Source organism: Paraburkholderia sp. BCC1876 (assembly GCF_902833695.1).
GTDB lineage: Bacteria > Pseudomonadota > Gammaproteobacteria > Burkholderiales > Burkholderiaceae > Paraburkholderia.
Map to the genome: position 1 here is coordinate 668,336 of NZ_CADFGI010000002.1, position 17,465 is coordinate 685,800.

Annotated in this window: 14 protein-coding genes; 6 read left to right on the plus strand and 8 right to left on the minus strand. The window is 63.1% G+C overall.

Going from position 1 to position 17,465, the window contains the following annotated elements; all coding sequences use genetic code 11:
* The first annotated feature begins 37 nt into the window (after positions 1 to 37).
* A complete protein-coding gene (locus HWY05_RS09520; protein WP_176058156.1) occupies positions 38 to 2,011 on the plus strand; it encodes a response regulator in 1,974 nt (657 codons plus the stop codon).
* 144 nt (positions 2,012 to 2,155) lie between these two features.
* Here the strand turns inward: HWY05_RS09520 and mscL are convergent, their stop codons facing one another.
* The 4 genes from mscL to mfd all read right to left on the minus strand — a co-directional run bounded on the left by mscL (position 2,156) and on the right by mfd (position 8,699).
* Positions 2,156 to 2,602: a large conductance mechanosensitive channel protein MscL gene (gene mscL / locus HWY05_RS09525; protein ID WP_035550355.1), complete on the minus strand. Its 447-nt coding sequence runs from the start codon at positions 2,600 to 2,602 to the stop codon at positions 2,156 to 2,158.
* Positions 2,603 to 2,691: 89 nt separating this feature from the next.
* On the minus strand, positions 2,692 to 3,726 hold the full coding sequence (locus HWY05_RS09530) for a pyridoxal-phosphate dependent enzyme (RefSeq protein ID WP_035550352.1): 1,035 nt from the start codon (positions 3,724 to 3,726) through the stop codon (positions 2,692 to 2,694).
* Between the two features lie 55 nt (positions 3,727 to 3,781).
* A complete protein-coding gene (gene argE / locus HWY05_RS09535) occupies positions 3,782 to 5,008 on the minus strand; it encodes an acetylornithine deacetylase (protein ID WP_176058157.1) in 1,227 nt (408 codons plus the stop codon).
* Between the two features lie 208 nt (positions 5,009 to 5,216).
* Positions 5,217 to 8,699, minus strand: coding sequence for a transcription-repair coupling factor (mfd, locus tag HWY05_RS09540; protein WP_176058158.1), 3,483 nt, complete (start codon positions 8,697 to 8,699; stop codon positions 5,217 to 5,219).
* 121 nt (positions 8,700 to 8,820) lie between these two features.
* Between mfd and ispD the strand changes: the two genes are divergently transcribed.
* Positions 8,821 to 9,534, plus strand: coding sequence for a 2-C-methyl-D-erythritol 4-phosphate cytidylyltransferase (gene ispD / locus HWY05_RS09545; protein ID WP_035550345.1), 714 nt, complete (start codon positions 8,821 to 8,823; stop codon positions 9,532 to 9,534).
* Between the two features lie 93 nt (positions 9,535 to 9,627).
* Positions 9,628 to 10,107, plus strand: coding sequence for a 2-C-methyl-D-erythritol 2,4-cyclodiphosphate synthase (ispF, locus tag HWY05_RS09550; protein ID WP_176058159.1), 480 nt, complete (start codon positions 9,628 to 9,630; stop codon positions 10,105 to 10,107).
* Between the two features lie 95 nt (positions 10,108 to 10,202).
* Here the strand turns inward: ispF and HWY05_RS09555 are convergent, their stop codons facing one another.
* The 4 genes from HWY05_RS09555 to ompR form a co-directional block, all read right to left on the minus strand.
* Entirely contained in the window at positions 10,203 to 10,727 is a 525-nt protein-coding gene (locus HWY05_RS09555; RefSeq protein ID WP_035550339.1) for a carboxymuconolactone decarboxylase family protein, read from the minus strand.
* Between the two features lie 74 nt (positions 10,728 to 10,801).
* Positions 10,802 to 11,350 carry a peroxiredoxin gene (locus HWY05_RS09560; protein WP_035550336.1) on the minus strand — a complete coding sequence of 183 codons (549 nt, stop codon included), beginning with the start codon at positions 11,348 to 11,350 and terminating at the stop codon, positions 10,802 to 10,804.
* A gap of 197 nt (positions 11,351 to 11,547) precedes the next feature.
* Positions 11,548 to 12,897, minus strand: a complete 1,350-nt coding sequence (locus HWY05_RS09565; RefSeq protein ID WP_035550334.1) for an ATP-binding protein — start codon at positions 12,895 to 12,897, stop codon at positions 11,548 to 11,550.
* Between the two features lie 44 nt (positions 12,898 to 12,941).
* Positions 12,942 to 13,667 carry a two-component system response regulator OmpR gene (gene ompR / locus HWY05_RS09570; protein WP_033379433.1) on the minus strand — a complete coding sequence of 242 codons (726 nt, stop codon included), beginning with the start codon at positions 13,665 to 13,667 and terminating at the stop codon, positions 12,942 to 12,944.
* Between the two features lie 239 nt (positions 13,668 to 13,906).
* Here ompR and HWY05_RS09575 point away from each other — a divergent pair, with 239 nt between their 5' ends.
* The 3 genes from HWY05_RS09575 to HWY05_RS09585 all read left to right on the plus strand — a co-directional run bounded on the left by HWY05_RS09575 (position 13,907) and on the right by HWY05_RS09585 (position 17,398).
* Positions 13,907 to 14,233, plus strand: coding sequence for a hypothetical protein (locus HWY05_RS09575; RefSeq protein ID WP_081935856.1), 327 nt, complete (start codon positions 13,907 to 13,909; stop codon positions 14,231 to 14,233).
* Positions 14,234 to 14,414: 181 nt separating this feature from the next.
* Positions 14,415 to 16,106 (plus strand): DUF1800 domain-containing protein, encoded by a 1,692-nt coding sequence (locus HWY05_RS09580; protein ID WP_244146561.1) that lies wholly within the window; start codon positions 14,415 to 14,417, stop codon positions 16,104 to 16,106.
* Between the two features lie 74 nt (positions 16,107 to 16,180).
* Entirely contained in the window at positions 16,181 to 17,398 is a 1,218-nt protein-coding gene (locus tag HWY05_RS09585) for a DUF1501 domain-containing protein (RefSeq protein ID WP_176058160.1), read from the plus strand.
* Positions 17,399 to 17,465: the final 67 nt, after the last annotated feature.

Consider the following 17,465-nt stretch of genomic DNA (forward strand, 5'->3'; position numbering starts at 1 on the left):
ACAACCTGATCCACCCGAACCCGTGAAAGAATTCCGCATGACCGAAGAAGTGTCCACGCAGCAAGCCGCCTATGTGCTGGTCGTCGACGACGACGAAGGCATCCTGCGGCTCGCGCGCAAGTCGCTTGAACGCGCCGGCTGCCGGGTCGCGATCTGCGCCGGCGTCGAAGCGGCCCGCGAGCGGCTCGCCGGCGGCGCGCCCGATCTGCTGGTGCTCGATTACCAGTTGAGCGGACCGGAGACAGGACTCGACTTCTTTCGCCGTTTGCGTTCGGAAGGTGTGCGGATTCCCGCCATCCTCGTGACCGGTTTTACCGACGAATCGCGCGTGATCGAAGCGTTGCGCGCGGGCGTGTCCGACGTGGTGCCGAAATCCGGCGATTACCTCGATTACCTGCCCGAAGCCGTCGAGCGGGTGCTGTCGCAAGTGCGTTTGCAGCGCGCGTCGGACGAAGCCTTGCTGCTGCGCGATCGCGAGCAGCATTACCGCACGCTGTCGGAGGCGTTGCCGCACCTCGTGCTGACCTGCAACGCCGCGGGCGACTGCGATTTTCTGTCGAAGCAGTGGTACGACTACACCGGTCTCCCCGACAGCAGTTCGTACGGTCTCGCGTGGCTCGATGCCGTGCATCCGGACGATCGCGAGGAAATCCGCCGCACCTGGCTCAACGCGGTGACGAGCCATGCCGGCGACTATCGGCACGAGTTGCGGATTCGCCGTCACGACGGCGAATACCGCTGGTTCGACGCCCGCGTCGTGGCGATGCGCGACGCCGAAGGTCAGGTCAGCAAGTGGTTCGGCAGTTGCACGGACATTCATTCACAACGCGAGGCGATCGAGGAGCGCGAGCGGCTGCTCGCGTCGGAGCAGGCCGCGCGCCAGATCGCCGAAGACGCCAACCGCGCCAAAGACCGCTTCCTCGCGATGCTGTCGCACGAATTGCGCACGCCGCTTACGCCGGTGCTGGCCGGCGCCAGCGTGCTGGAAATGATCCCGGATCTGCCCGAGCAGGCGCGCGCGAGCGTGCGCATGATTCGCCGCAACGTCGAACTCGAAGCGCGGTTAATCGACGATCTGCTGGACCTCACGCGGGTGGCGAACGGCAAGCTGCGTTTGTCGCTGGAAACTGTCGACGTGCACGAAGTGATGGACAGCGTGCTCGAACTGTTCCGCAGCGAGATTCAGGTGAAGCAGCAGGACGTGCATGTGCATAAAGACGCGCAGCATCACTACGTGCTGGCCGACCGCGCACGCTTGCAACAGATGCTATGGAATCTGATTCGCAACGCCGCCAAGTTCACGCCGGACGGCGGCCATATCTATTTGCGTACCCGCGACGAACGCATGCAGGTGCAGATATCGGTTGAAGACACCGGTATCGGCATCGAGCCGGAACAGATCGGCAAGCTCTTCAATGCGTTCGAGCAGGGCAATCAGAATATGACGCGCCAGTTCGGCGGCCTGGGCCTAGGGCTCGCGATCACCAAGGCGCTGACCGATGTGCATGGCGGCACGGTGATCGCGCAAAGCCCCGGTGCGCATTGCGGCGCGACCTTCACGATCACGCTGCCCACCGCCGCGGCGCCGGCCGGTCCGCCGCCGGTCGTGGCACCCGACCAGGTGCGCTCGGGCGTTTTGCTGACCATCCTGCTGATCGAAGACCACGAGGATACCGCCGAGGTCATGGCGCAACTGATCCGCAGCCTCGGTCACGACGTGACGGTAGTGGGCCGCGTGGACGACGCCCTGGCCGCCACGCAGTTGCAGACGTTCGAGCTGATTGTCAGCGACGTGGGTTTGCCCGACGGCACAGGCCTCGACTTCATCAAGGCGTTCCGCGAGCATTCGGATGCGCCGGCGGTGGCGCTGACCGGCTTCGGCACCGACGAAGATGTGCGCCGTTGTGTGGCCGCCGGTTTTACTTCGCATCTGACGAAGCCGGTCAACTTCGGCCAGCTCGAGGCGATGATCGACAGCGCGGTGAGTCTGAAAGCGCAGAAGGGCGCTTAACGCCTTTGCTTTGTCGTGTTGCGTCGTGTTGCGTCGTATCTCGGCGCGTGATGTTTTGATCGAAAAAAAGCCTGTTGCGATTTTCATCGCAACAGGCTTTTTCTATTCAACCTTGCCTCGGCTAACACACCGGAGGCGCCGGTTTTAACGCGGTGAATTCTTTAACGAATCGCGGATTTCACGCAGCAGCAGCACGTCTTCCGGCGTGGGCGCCGGTTCTGCGGCTGCGGCTTCAGTCGGCTTGCGCAAATTGTTAATGAATTTGACCATCAGGAAAATGATGAACGCGAGAATCAGGAAGTTGATCAGCACGGTGATGAACGAGCCGTAACCGAACACCGCCACGCCCGCCGTCTGCAAGTCTTTATACGACTCGGGGCTGCCTTTGAAGCTAGCCGGAATGTCGCCGAGGCGAACAAACTTATTGGAGAAATCGAGGCCACCGGTGACAAGCCCGACAACCGGCATGATCAGGTCTTTAACAATCGAATTGACAATGGTGGAGAACGCGCCGCCGATAATCACACCGACCGCCAGATCCATCACGTTGCCCTTAAGGGCAAATTCCTTGAATTCCTTGACCATGCTCATAGAGGTTCCTCCCAGATATCGATTAGCGAATGATACCAACCTGAGAAGGATAGGCTAGTCCTTTGACAAGGAAAGCCAAGAGCGGATTGCTATTCAGGAAACTGTGACGCGCTATGACGTGCGCGTTCAATATGCGCGGCAAAACTGACCGGGTCGGTATTGGTGCCGCACAACAGCACGCCCACGCGCTTGCCCTGCAACTGTTCGCGCAGCGGTCCGAGCAGCGCCGCGGTGGCGGCCGCGCAGGCCGGTTCGACGGCGAGCTTCAGTTGTCCGAATAAGGTCAGCATGGCGGCGCGTAATTGATCGTCGGAGACGGTGACGAGCTGGTCGATATGACGGCGGCACAACTCGTAGCTGTATTCCTCGGTATGCGGCGACATCAACGAATCGGCAATGCCGTGCATGTGGCCCATCTTGACCGTGTGATTGGCGGCGAAACTCTTGCCCATTACGTCCGAGCCTTCCGGCTCGACGCCGTACACATGCACGCGCGGATTCGCGAGCCGCATGGCCGTGGCGACACCGGCGGCGAGGCCACCGCCGCCGATCGGCAGCACGACCGCTTCGAGGTCGGGCGTTTGCGTGGCCCATTCGTAGCCGAGCGTGGCCGACCCTAGCACCGTGCGATAACCGTTGAACGGATGCACGAAATAGCGGCCTTCTTCAGCCTCGATACGACGCACCAGTTCGAAGGCTTCGGCAATATCTTCGGCGAATACGATCTCGGCACGATACCGCCGGCACAGCGCGACACGCGCCGGATTGGCCGCGCGAAACAGCACCACCTTCGCGCCGATGCCGAGCCGCATGGCCGCATACGCCACCGCCACCGCATGATTGCCGCCCGACACGCAGGTCACGCCGGCGCTGCGCTGGGCTTCGTCCAGCGCGAGCAGGTTGGTGAACGCGCCACGCGCCTTGAAGCTGCCGCCCGCCTGCAGCAGTTCGAACTTGAAGTTCACCACGGTGCCTTCCAGCGACGCGAAGTCGAGCCGGTCGAATACCGGCGTTCGCGTCACCCACGGCGTCAACGCAAAATGCTGAGTGGCGATGTCGTCGAGCGTGGGAATCGGCTCGCCGTCGATCGTGTGGTCCGTGTGCTGCGGTGTGGCGGTTGACATGGCGTGTGGGTGTTGTTGGTCGGTATGAGTAAGACCTTTTTTGTGCCGCTCGGTTTCAGTGTGCGTGCGCGTCCACCGACATGCTGTGAATGAATTTTTGCAGGAAGTGTTCGCAGGCGACCAACTGGTCCAGTGCGACGAATTCGTTGGCCTTGTGAGCCTGCTGGATGTCGCCGGGGCCGCACACAATGCTCGGAATACCCGCCAGCGAAAACAGGCCCGCTTCGGTGCCGTAGGCGACCTTGCGCTTGTCCTGGTCGGCGGTGAGTGCGCGCACGAGCTGCGTGATCGCGGCTTGTTCAGACGAATCGAGCCCGGGCGCCGCAGCGATCTTGGTGATCTCGATCGCTGCCGATGGATGCTCGCGCAACATTTTCGGCAACAGCGTTTCACGCGCGTATTGATCGATGCGCGCGAAGATCGGTTCGGGGTCGAGCGTGGGCAGGTTGCGAAATTCGAACTGGAATTTGCATTCGGCCGGCACGGTGTTGATCGCATTGCCGCCGATGATCGTGCTGGTCTGCGAGGTGGTGAAGGGCACGTCGTAGAGTTCGTCGAACGGGCCTTGCTCGCGGAACTGATCGGCCATGTCGCGGATATAGCAGATCAGGCGCGCGGCGTATTCGATCGCATTCAAGCCCTTCGGCGTGAGCGACGAATGCGCGGCCTGGCCGCGCACGCAGCACTGGTATGCGTTGATGCCCTTGTGCGCCACGATCGGGCGCATGCTGGTCGGCTCGCCGACAATGCAGCCGTCCGGCTTCACGCCGCGCTTCATCAGGTCCGCGATCATTAGCGGTGCGCCGGCGCAGCCGACTTCTTCGTCGAACGAGAGGGCGAAGTGAATCGGCTTGGCGAGCTTCGTGCGCTGCATCTCGGGCACGAGCGCCAGCGCCGCGCCGATAAACCCCTTCATGTCGCAGGTGCCGCGGCCGTACAGCTTGTCGCCGCGAATCTCCGGCTTGAACGGATCGCTGTCCCACTGCTGACCGTCCACCGGCACCACGTCGGTATGACCCGACAGCACCACGCCGCCATTGGTCTCGCCGTTGTGCGCCGGAATCGTCGCGAACAGATTGGCCCACTTGCCGCTTGGGTCGTGCGTGAGCGTGGCGTCGACACCGACCGCGCGCAGTTCGTCGCGCACGGTTTCGATCAGGCCGAGATTCGGATTGCGGCTGACCGTGTCCATCGACACGAGGCGGGTGATCCAGGGGAGCGAAAGCGAGGCGGCGGAAGCGGATGTTGACGAGGACTGCGCTGATTCAGCGACGTGAGACATGACAAGACTCCGGCATTTGAGTCTTTCGATCATACCCAAAAAAAACTCACCCGTATGCTGCGGAGCGCGTTTGCGCACCGCAGCATGAACCGAAAGACGCTAGACGTCCCCCGTTTTTCTCACGTTGCACGCATGGGTGAGGGCGCGGGTGCGTGCATGAGTGTGTGCGCTCGTGCAACCATACATCACGTCGTAACGGCGGAATTCATCATCGCGCAGCGGCGGTCGGCGCCGTGCCGCGGCTCGGCGAACCGAGCGCGCGCAACGTCTCCTTGACCGTCGCGACACGCACCGCGAGATCCGGGCTGCGCGTTTCGATGCGCAGCTTGTCCTGACCCGCGAGCTTGATGTGCTTGTGCTTCTGCACCATCTCGATGATCCGCATGGCGTCGATCGGCGGGTTGGGGATGAACTGCAAACCGATCACCGTTTCGCCCGCATCGATCTTCGAAATGCCGAGCGGCTTCGCCGCCAGCCGCAACCGATGTGTCTCCACCAGCGCAAGCGCTTGCGGCGGCAACTTGCCGAAGCGGTCGATCAGCTCTTCCTGAATGCTGTCGATCGAATCGTTGTGTTCGCAATTAGCCAGGCGCTTGTACAGCGACAGACGCTCCTGCACGTCGCCGCAATAGTCGGCGGGCAGAATCGCCGGCGCGTGCAGGTTGATCTCGGTCGTGGCGGCGAGCGGCGCGGTGAGGTCGGGCTCGCGGCCTTCCTTGAGCGCCTTCACCGCGTCGTTCAGCATGTCGGTGTAGAGCTGGAAACCGATCTCGTGAATCTCGCCCGACTGCTTGTCGCCGAGCACTTCGCCGGTGCCGCGAATCTCCAGGTCGTGCATGGCCAGATAGAAGCCCGAACCGAGTTCCTCCATCTGCTGGATCGCTTCGAGGCGGCGTTGCGCCTGCTTGGTCAGCCCTTGCGGATCGTGCACCAGCAGATACGCGTACGCCTGGTGATGCGAGCGGCCCACGCGGCCACGCAACTGATGCAATTGCGCGAGACCGAACTTGTCGGAACGGTGCAGCAGAATCGTATTGGCGCTCGGCACGTCGATGCCGGTTTCGATAATGGTCGTACACAGCAGCACGTTGGCGCGTTGGGCGACGAAGTCGCGCATCACGCGTTCGAGTTCGCGCTCATGCATCTGACCGTGCGCGACCGCGATACGCGCTTCGGGCACGAGTGCTTCGAGCATCTGCCGGCGATTCTCGATCGTCTCGACTTCGTTGTGCAGGAAGTACACCTGGCCGCCGCGCTTCAGTTCGCGCAGCATCGCCTCGCGAATCACGCTGTCTTCCTCGCGACGCACAAAGGTTTTGATGGCCAGACGCTTTTGCGGCGCGGTGGCGATCACCGAGAAATCGCGCAGGCCTTCGAGCGCCATGCCGAGCGTACGCGGGATCGGCGTGGCGGTCAGCGTGAGCACGTCCACTTCGGCGCGCAGCGCCTTTAGCGCTTCTTTCTGACGCACGCCGAAACGGTGTTCCTCGTCGATCACCACGAGCCCGAGGCGCTTGAACTGCACGTCGGAGGAGAGCAGCTTGTGCGTGCCGATCACGATGTCGACCGTGCCTTCGTTGATCTGCTGGATCGCGGCATTCACTTCTTTGGTCGACTTGAAGCGCGACAGTTCGGCGATCCGCACCGGCCAGTCGGAGAAGCGGTCGGTGAAGGTCTGCGTGTGCTGTTCGGCGAGCAACGTGGTGGGCGAGAGCAACGCGACCTGCTTGCCACCCATCACCGCGATGAAAGCCGCGCGCAACGCGACTTCCGTCTTGCCGAAACCGACGTCGCCGCACACCAGGCGATCCATTGGCTTACCGCTCGTCATGTCGCCGATCACGGCGGCGATCGCGGCGGCCTGGTCCGGCGTTTCCTCGAAGCCGAAGCTCTCGGCGAACTTCACATAGTCTTTCGGTTCGAGCGCGAACGCATGGCCTTCGCGCGCGGCACGGCGCGCGTAGAGATTCAGCAGTTCGGCCGCGGTGTCGCGAATCTGTTGCGCGGCTTTGCGTTTGGCCTTTTCCCACTGGCCCGAACCGAGCGAATGCAGTGGCGCGCTTTCCGGATCGGCCCCGCTATAGCGCGAGATCACGTGCAACTGGGCGACCGGCACATACAGCTTGCTGTCGCCGGAATATTCGAGGTGCAGGAACTCGGTTTCGCCTTCGCCGAGGTCCATGGTGACCAGACCCATATAGCGGCCGATACCGTGCTGCGAATGCACGACCGGATCGCCGATCTTCAACTCGGAGAGGTCGCGCACCATCGAATCGACGTTGCTCGCCTGCTCCTGGCGGCGGCGCCCGGCGCGACGCGCGAGCGGCCCGTAAAGCTCCGTTTCGGTGATGACCGCGATACCGTCGATCGGCACGGCAAAGCCGGTGGCGAGCGGCGCGACGCCTAGCGAAAAACGCGAGTCGCCGATCAGCCAGTCCTGGAAGCTGTCGCTCGAAGCCGGCCGCAGCTGGTTGTCGGCCAGCAACTGCAGCAGCGTTTCACGGCGGCCTGCCGATTCGGCGGCGAACAGCACGCGGTTCGGCGTGGTGGCGAGATAGGCGCGCAGCGCGGCCACGGGATCGTCGGCATGGCGGTCGATCGCGAGATTCGGCAGCGGGGTCGACCAGCCGCCGCCCGCGCTGACGGGCAGCACGAGACGCGCGAACGGCTTGGCGAACGTGTAGAAATCCTCGTCCGACAGGAACAGGCGCTGCGGCTCCAGGATCGGCCGGTCGCGATCGTGCGACAGGAAGTTGTAGCGCTGCTTCGTGTCGTTGGTGAAGCGCCGGATCGCCGCGTCCAGATCGCCGATGAACGCCAGTTGCGCGCCTTCGGGCAGATAGTGGAACAGCGTCGCGGTGTCCTCGAAGAACAGCGGCAGATAGTATTCGATACCCGCCGACGGCACGCCGTTGCCGATGTCTTTATAGATCGACGCGCGGCTCGGGTCGCCTTCGAAGGTCTCGCGCCAGCGGCTGCGAAATGCGGTGCGCGCGGCTTCGTCGAACGGAAATTCGCGGCCCGGCAGCAGGCGCACGTCTTTCACCGGATAAAGGCTGCGCTGCGTGTCCGGATCGAACGCGCGGATCGAGTCGACCTGATCGTCGAACAGGTCGATCCGGTACGGCAGCGGCGAGCCCATCGGGAACAGGTCGAGCAGCGAGCCGCGCACGCAGTATTCGCCGGGACGCACCACCTGGCTCACGTGTTCGTAACCGGCCAGCGTGAGTTGCGCCTTGAGCTTGGCCTCGTTGAGACGCTCGCCCTGGGCGAACGAGAACGTATAGCCGGCGAGGAACGACGCCGGCGGCATCCGGTACAGCGCGGTGGTGGCGGGCACCAGCAGGATGTCGCAGCGGCCTTCGCCTAGGTCGTGCAGCGTGGCGAGGCGCTCGGACACCAGGTCCTGGTGCGGCGAAAAGGTATCGTAAGGAAGGGTTTCCCAGTCGGGCAGCAGGCGCACCCGCGCCTCGGGCGCGAAAAAGCTGATTTCCTGCGACAGACGCTGCGCATCGACGGCGCTTTCGCACACGACGGCCAGCAGCGGCACCTTCTCGCGGTAGGCGAGATGGTAGCGGGCGATCAGCAGCGCGTCGGACGAACCGTGCGTGCCGTCGAAGGCGAAACGCTGGCCGGCCTTGACAAGCGCGACGGGCGGGGAGGACTGCGATGATGCGGCGATGTCTGGCATAGAAGAAAAAAGGCGGCCTCGGGCTCACACGTGAGCGGCAAGTTTACGCGTGTCCGGGCATGGATGCGAAGGACCTATTATAAAATCCGTCCTTTACTTTGACTTCGCGGCCTCCGCCCTCGTGACTTCCCGTCTATTTGCCCTGATTCCATCCGCCGGCACCGGCAGCCGTTCCGGCGCCGCGATGCCCAAACAATATCGCACGGTAGCCGGGCGCGACATGCTGCATTACTCGCTGGCGGCCTTCGACGCCTGCAGCGAATTCGCCCAGACCCTGCTGGTGATCGCGCCCGACGACCAGCACTTCGACGGCCGCCGCTTCGGCCGGCTGCGCTTTGCGGTGCGCCGCTGCGGCGGGGCGTCGCGCCAGGCGTCGGTGCTGAACGGGCTGCAGGCGCTCGCCGAGTTCGGCGCGCACGACGACGATTGGGTGCTGGTGCACGACGCGGCCCGGCCGGGCATCACGCCCGCGCTGATCCGCGCGCTGGTCGGTGCGCTGAAGGACGACGCCGTGGGCGGCATCATGGCCTTGCCGGTGGCGGATACGCTGAAGCGGATCGACGCGGCGTCCACCGACGGCCGCATCGCCCGTACCGAAGCACGCGACGGTTTGTGGCAGGCGCAGACGCCGCAGATGTTCCGCATCGGCATGTTGCGCGACGCGATTCTGCGCGCGCAGGCCGACGGTCACGATCTGACCGACGAGGCGAGCGCGATCGAATGGCTGGGACATGCGCCGAAGCTCGTGCAGGGCAGCTTGCGCAACTTCAAGGTGACCTATCCGGAAGATTTCGAGCTGGCCGAGGCGATTCTGAGCCGGCCGTCGGCTTCGTGATGATCAATTTCGGTCTGAATTCGGACCGGTTTCGATCGATCGCAATTTCAGTTTTAATTTCAGTGAATAAGCGGACTTAAGGACTTGACGCATATGGATTTCAGAATTGGCCAGGGGTATGACGTGCATGCGTTGGTGCCGGGACGTCCGTTGATTATTGGCGGCGTGACGATTCCTTATGAGCGCGGCTTGCTCGGGCATTCGGACGCCGACGTGCTGCTGCACGCGATCACCGACGCGATTTTCGGCGCCGCGGCAATGGGCGACATCGGCCGTCATTTCTCCGATACCGACGCGAAGTTCGCCGGCGCGGACAGCCGCGTTTTGCTGCGCGAGTGTTATGCGCGCGTGACGGCGGCGGGGTTTTCGATCGCGAATGTGGACAGCAGCGTGGTCGCGCAGGCGCCGAAGCTCGCGCCGCATATTGAAGGCATGCGCGCGAATATCGCGGCCGATCTCGGCCTGCCGCTCGAGCGCGTCAACGTGAAGGCGAAGACCAATGAAAAGCTCGGTTACCTCGGGCGAGGCGAGGGGATCGAAGCGCAGGCCGCGGTGTTGCTGATCAAGAGCTAACGGCGGGTTGGGCTGAAGGAACCCGAATCGGCTCATTCAGGAGACGCGCGCGCAGCGGCGATTAAATCATCGTGCTGCGCGCGCTGACCGAAGTTTTATTTACCCTCGGCGGCAATACATTGCGCGGTGGCATTAATCACCGCCGCGATCCGGCCGACATCGCGCAATTGCGTGGCACTCATGCCTTCGGCTACCAGCGTATCGAAGTGCGACTTCACGCAAAAATGGCATTTGCCGATAATCGACGCCGCCAGCGCATACATCTCGAAGCGCCGTTTATCCACGCCGCCATGCGACGCATAAGCGTTCATCCGTAATTGCGCCGGCTGCGATTTCAGATCCGCGCTGCCCGTCATCTCGACGTACGGATACCAGACGTTATTCATGCCCATCAACGCAGCGGCGGTGAGCGCGCCATTCGTTTCTTCCGGCGACAACACGCCCGCATTGCGAATCGCGTCGACGATCACCGTGCACTTCGCGGCGAACGCCGCCGCCAACGCCACGCCGACCGCATCGTTTCCTTCGAGCGATGAGCGCGCAATCGTGCCGTCCAGATTCAGCCGGATGTCCTTGGCGTAGTCCGGCACGCGCGCCTTAATCGAAGACAAGAATTCCATTGTTATCTCCTATCGGGTTGTCGATAAAAAAGCCCGCGGCTTTTTCAAGCTTGACGGGCTTTTGAAGACACGGCTTACAGCGTTGCGCCGCCGACCGAGCGGTTGCACGGACATAGTTCGTCCGTTTGCAGACCGTCGAGAATCCGCAGCACTTCTTCCGGATTGCGGCCCACGTTCAGGTTATTCACCGACACGTGCTGGATCGTATTGTCCGGATCGACAATGAAAGTGGCGCGCAATGCGACGCCGGCTTCCTTGTCGCGCACGCCGAGCTGGTCGATCAACTCGCCTTTCACGTCGCCGAATGCGTAATGATTCAGCTTGTCCAGGTCTTTATGCTCGCGGCGCCAGGCCAGCTTCACGAATTCGTTATCGACACTGCCGCCCAGCAGCACGGCGTCGCGTTCTTCGAAGTCGTTGGCCAGTTTGCCGAACTCGACGATTTCGGTCGGGCACACGAAGGTGAAATCCTTCGGGTAGAAATAAATGATTTTCCACTTGCCCGGGAACGACTGCTCCGTGATTTCTTCGAACGCCGAGACGCCGTTTTCTTCGTGATGGTTGAAGCCTGGCTTGGCAGCGGCAATGGTGAACGCTTCGATTTTATCGCCAACGGTTTTCATGCGAATACTCCTTCGTAAGTTGGAAAAACAGCATGTCTTAGGCTCCGAACTCGTTACACGAGCGCGTCACACGGTGTCCCCTATGGTTCTATTGAACCACCCGTTCTATAGCGTCAAGCTAATCGAACGGGTGGCAATTATTCAATGCGGCCGTGGGCCGCAGGCGGCGCGCCGAGGCGCCTGACGCCGGTTTCCGCTCAGGCGCCCTTGGCCAGCGGGAACTCGATCGTGACCTCGAGACCCGGGCCCGGCGTGCGGTTGCGCAAACGCAGCGCACCGCGGTAGCGGCCCACGAGGCGCTGCACGATGGCCATGCCGAGGCCCGTGCCGTTCGCCTGCGTGCGCGCCGAGTTCACACGATAAAACGGCCGCGTGACAAGCGCCAACTGGTCTTCCGGAATGCCGGGGCCTTCATCGACCACGGACAGTTCAACCCGCGAGTGCGACACCCGCGTTTCCAGAATCACGTGCGGAATGCCGTCGCCGTCGCTCAGACCGTACTTGCGAGCGTTCTCCAGCAGATTGCCGACCACCCGCCGCATGTCGGTTTCATCGGCCTCGATCACCGCCGACGGCGCGAGCCGCGTGATCAGCCGCATGCTGTCTTCGCTCTGCATACGCGCAGCCAGTTCTCCTGCGATCACCGAAAGGTCGACAGGTTCCGGAACACGTTGCACGGGCCGCGCGTAATCGAGGAAGCGGCCGATGATCATGTCCATCTGCTCGATGTCGTCGACCATCGCGTCTTTGGTGCTTTGATCGGACGGGCTCATTTCGGTTTCGAGCCGCAGCCGCGCGAGCGGGGTGCGCAGATCGTGCGAAATCCCCGCGAGCATCAGCGCGCGGTCGGCCTCGAGCTGTTCGAGGTCCTGCACCATCTGGTTGAAACTGCGATTGGTTTCGGCGGCCACACCCATGCCGCGCTCGGGCAGCGGTTCGGGCGACTGGCCCGAGCCGACCTTGCGCGCGGCCATGGCGAGGCGCGCGAACGGCCGATTCACCAGACTCGTGATGAACGCCGCGCCGAACAGCGAGAGCGCCAGCGCGAACACGCCCCAGCCGGCCCATTGCAGCCCGGTGGCGTTGTCGAGCTGATCGCGGTCGAGGGCGACCCAGTAGTCGTCGTCGTCGATCTTGAAGCTGATCCAGACGCCGGGAATGTCGTTCACGCTCTGCGCGATGACCGTGTCGTCGCCGAGCCGGCCGCGAATGTCATGTTCGATCAGGCGGTTCAGCGACTCGTCGGGCTGGAGCTTGTATTTGTCGGTGGTTTCGCGCGGGTACACCCGCACCCCTTCATTACTCTCCAGATCCTGCAGCAGTGCGCGCCGCAGGTCGGGATCGGAATAAAGGAGGGCGGTGCGCGTGAGCTTGACGATCGCCACGAGCTGCAACGCCACGCGCTGCGCGCGCGGCTCGCGTTCGATCACCCGGAAGCTCTGGAACCAGGCGGCGAGACTGACTGCGATCAATAGCGCGATCAGCAGAAAGGTTCGCCAGAAAAGGCCGCCGAACGCGAGCGTCAGGAGGCGCCGGTCGATCCGCATGGGCCCTTCTTATCTGAAATCAAAAACAGGAGGCGAGAACAAACTCAGGCTGCACCGTCGGGGATGAACACGTAACCCAGACCCCAGACGGTCTGAATGAAACGCGGGCTGCCCGGATCCGGCTCGATCAGCTTGCGCAGACGCGAGATCTGCACGTCGAGGCTGCGGTCGAACACTTCGTATTCACGACCACGTGCCAGTTCCATCAGCTTTTCACGCGACAACGGCTGGCGCGGATGACGCGCGAACACCTTCAGCACGGAGAACTCGCCCGTGGTCAGCGGGATTTCCTGGCCGGCCTTGGTGAGCGTGCGGGTGGCGAGGTTCAGCGCGAACTCGCCGAACTCGAACACCTCGGTGGTTTCCGACGGCGCGCCCGGCAATTCGGACGGCGACTGGCGGCGCAGCACCGCGTGAATCCGCGCGACCAGTTCGCGCGGGTTGAACGGCTTGGGCAGATAGTCGTCGGCGCCCATTTCGAGGCCCACGATACGATCGACGTCTTCACCCTTGGCCGTCAGCATGATGATCGGCGTGCGGTCGTTACTGCCGCGCAAACGCCGGCAAATCGACAGGCCGTCCTCGCCGGGCAGCATCAGATCGAGCACGAGCAGATCGAAGCGCTCACGCACCCAGAGCTTGTTCATGGACGGCGCGTTCTCGGCGACATAGACATTGAAGCCCTGTTCACCGAGGTAGCGGCGCAACAGATCGCGCAGGCGCGGATCGTCGTCGACGACGAGGATTTTCGAAGGGTTTTTAGTTTCCATGGTCGGCATCTTAGCGCGATTAGAAAGGGGTGCGCGGTTGCATCATTTATCGGGTTACAGTCAGTTACAAAATTTACCCGCACTGTGGCACGACGTAAAGCGGGGGCAGGTAGACTGCTTTACTGAATGCGGCTGTTCGGTGGATACTTCACTCGACTAAAAACTCTCGCACCCGGCTAGTTACCGGGGTCTGTATACGCATTTGAGGTAGCCGGTTGCCGCGCCACGAAGGGAAAAACATGAAGGGAGGGGTTTGGCCAAATGTGCGCCTGAGCGTTATTGCACTGGCAGTTGCCGGTACGCTCGCAGGCTCACTGGGACCCACGCTCGCCCATGCCCAGCCTTCCGCCGACAGAGCTGCGAGCGAACACGCGCCCAGACCCGGCAACCCCAAGGTCAATCGCCATAACGCCAATATCGAGCGTCCCGCTTCCGACGTGATGTTGCGCACCGCAGTCCCTCCCGATCTCGATCAACGTCGTCGTGACGGCCATATGACGCCCGACGAACGGCGTCTGTTACGGCAGCACATCGAAGATGCTGTCCGCGAACTTTATAAGCGATAGCTATTTCCGTGCCTGCCCCTAGCCGGCATCTCGCGCATCGTCCTTGCGTGAAAAATTTCGTTGCACTTCCCTCGTCAACTTTCCCGCCCAATCTGCCGTTGAGTCGTCAGAGCCGAGCGCCGCTTGCCACGCCAAGATGGACAAGCGCCGCTCCGTGACCTTGCGTCAACCCGGATGATCCATGATGAAATTGCCAGAACGTGGTAATCGCGGCACGGTGTTGGCCGCATCGGCCAGCGTGCTCGCGGCGGTGGTCTGTGCGGTGGTCTCCGCTACGCCGGCGTCGGCCGTGCAGCAGCAGGGTGCGCCTCGTGTTCCGCACGCGAAGCATCGGCCCACGGCATCCGCGGCGGCCGATACGTCCGACAGCGAGCAAGGCCTGCTCGACGCCGACGACGCGCGCTTCTTCCTGACGCGTGTCGGCTTCGCGCCGGACAGCGCCGAGGTCGCCCAATACGTGGGACTCACGCGCGCCCAGGCCGTCGACAAGGTGCTCGCGGGTAGCCGAACCGAAGCGCTGACGCCGCTGCCCGAGTGGGTGCTCGAACCGATCCCGACGCGCGAGGTCCGTAAAACGTGGAGCGACGATCAGCGCCGCGACGAGCAGCGTCTGCGTGGCCAGCGGTACGACGCGTTACGCGCATGGTGGGTGCGCGAGATGCTCAGCACGCCGTCGCCGCTGACCGAGCGCATGACGCTGTTCTGGGCCAATCACTTCACGTCCGGGCAGGACAAGGTCGGGTATCCGCAGCAGATGGCGCAGCAGAACATGCTGCTGCGTCGCGACGCGCTCGGCAACTTCGGCGAGATGCTGCACGACGTCGCGAAAGATCCGGCGATGCTGCAATACCTCGACGGCGCGAGCAATCGCAAGGGCAAGCCCAATGAGAATTTCGCCCGTGAGGTGATGGAGCTGTTCACCTTGGGCGAAGGTCATTACAGGCAGCGCGATGTGTCGGAAGCGGCGCGCGCTTACACGGGCTGGAGTCTCGATCCCGATACGCAGGCCTACGTGTGGCGCGCGAACCAGCACGACGACGGCGAGAAGACGGTGCTCGGTGAGGCCGGCCCGTTCGATGGCGACCAGGTGCTCGACATTCTGCTCGCGCGGCCGGATACGGCCACCTTCGTCACGACCAAACTGTGGCGCGAATTCGTGTCCGACACGCCGGACCCGGCGCGAATTGCGCCGATCGCGGCGCAGTTCCGCGCGAGTCACTACGACATCAAGGTTGCGTTGCGCGGCCTGTTCATGAGCGACGCGTTCTGGGACGACGACGATCGCGGCGTGCTCGTGAAGTCGCCGGCGGAATTCGTGGTGGGCACGCTGCGCGCGTTCGATATTGGTTACGACAACACCGCGCCGTTCGCCGCGGAGATCCGCAACCTCGGCGAAAACCTGTTTTATCCGCCGAACGTCAAAGGTTGGCCGGGCGGCACGACCTGGATCAACAGTTCGACGTTGCTGGCCCGCAAGCAGTTTGTTGAGCAGTTGTTCCGCGCGACCGAAGCCGCGAGGCCGCGGCCGATGGGCAAGCCGGTGAACGGCGCGATGAACAATGTGATGAACGGCGCGATGAACGGCAAGGTCGCGGCAAGTGGCGCACCGGCTAGCGGTAAGGCAGGTAATTCGCCGTTACAACGTGTGATCGCGCGAACGGGTCAAAACGCGCAAGGCGGCGTACGCTTCGATATCGACACGTGGCTCGCGCATTACAACACCGCGCCGACGGCGAAGCCGGGGTTGTCGGCGGAGTTGCAGTTGCAGCACGCGGTCTTGCCGCTGACGCCGGTGGACGCGATCGAAACCGATTCGACCGCGAGCGCGTACCTGGAAGCGTTGCTGATGGACCCGGCTTATCAGTTGAAATGAGCTGTTGAAGCTAGCCTTTGAGGCGAGCCGTTGAAGCAAGCCACTCACGCCATAACGATCGAACGAGGTGCAGGATGAAACGACGCAGCTTTCTCTCGATGGGCGCCGCCGCGAGCGCGACGCTCTGGCTGCCTCGCGCGTTCGGCGCGCAACTCGATGGCCTTGGCGCCTCGCGGTCGCGTGGCTACGACAACCTGCTGATCCTCGTCGAACTGAAAGGCGGCAACGACGGCTTGAACACCGTGATCCCGTTCGCCGATCCGGCTTACTATCAATTGCGCAAGAACATTGGCATCAAACGCGAGCAGGGCATTCAGCTCGACGAGCGCACCGCGCTGCATCCTTCACTGCAGCCGTTGATGCCGCTCTGGCACAGCCAGCAACTGGCGATCGTGCAAGGCGTGAGCTACACGCAACCGAACCTCTCGCATTTTCGGTCGATCGAGATCTGGGACACCGCCTCGCGCTCCGACCAGTATCTGCGCGAAGGCTGGCTGACCCGCGCGTTTGCACAATCACCGGTGCCGCCCGGTTTTGCCGCCGACGGCGTGGTGATCGGCAGCGCCGAAATGGGACCGCTCGCGAATGGCGCGCGCGCGATCGCGCTGGTCAATCCGGCGCAGTTCGTCAAGGCTTCGCGCCTCGCGACGCCGGTCTCGCTGCACGAACGCAACCCGGAACTCGCGCATATTCTCGACGTTGAAAACGACATCGTGAAAGCGGCGGACCGGCTGCGTCCCACGCAAGGTCAGGCGCAGTTGAAGACGGTGTTTCCCGGCGGTGCTTTCGGCAGCTCGATCAAAACGGCGATGCAGGTTTTAGCGGCCGGCGATACGTCGCAGGAAAAACCGAAGAGCGGGCAGGGCGTGGCGGTGATCCGTCTGACGCTGAACGGGTTCGACACGCACCAGAACCAGCCGGGTCAGCAGGCGGCGCTGCTCAAGCAACTGGCGGAAGGTTTCGCGTCGATGAAGTCGGCGCTGACCGAACTCGGCCGCTGGGACGACACGCTGGTGATGACCTATGCCGAGTTCGGGCGCCGTCCGCGTGAGAATCAGAGCAACGGCACGGACCATGGGACGGTGGCGCCGCACTTCGTGATGGGTGGGCGCGTGCGCGGCGGGTTGTACGGCGTGCCGCCGGTTCTCGCGCGACTCGACGGCAATGGCAACCTGCCGGTCGGCGTGGATTTCCGGCAGCTTTATGCGACGGTGTTGGGGCCGTGGTGGGGGCTCGACGCGTCGACGATTTTGCAGCAGAAGTTCGAGCCGTTGCCGTTGTTGCGCGCGTGATGCGGGGGCGCGTTGAGGGGCGCTTAACGACCGGCACTTGACGAGCGTCGCTTCACAACGACCCAAC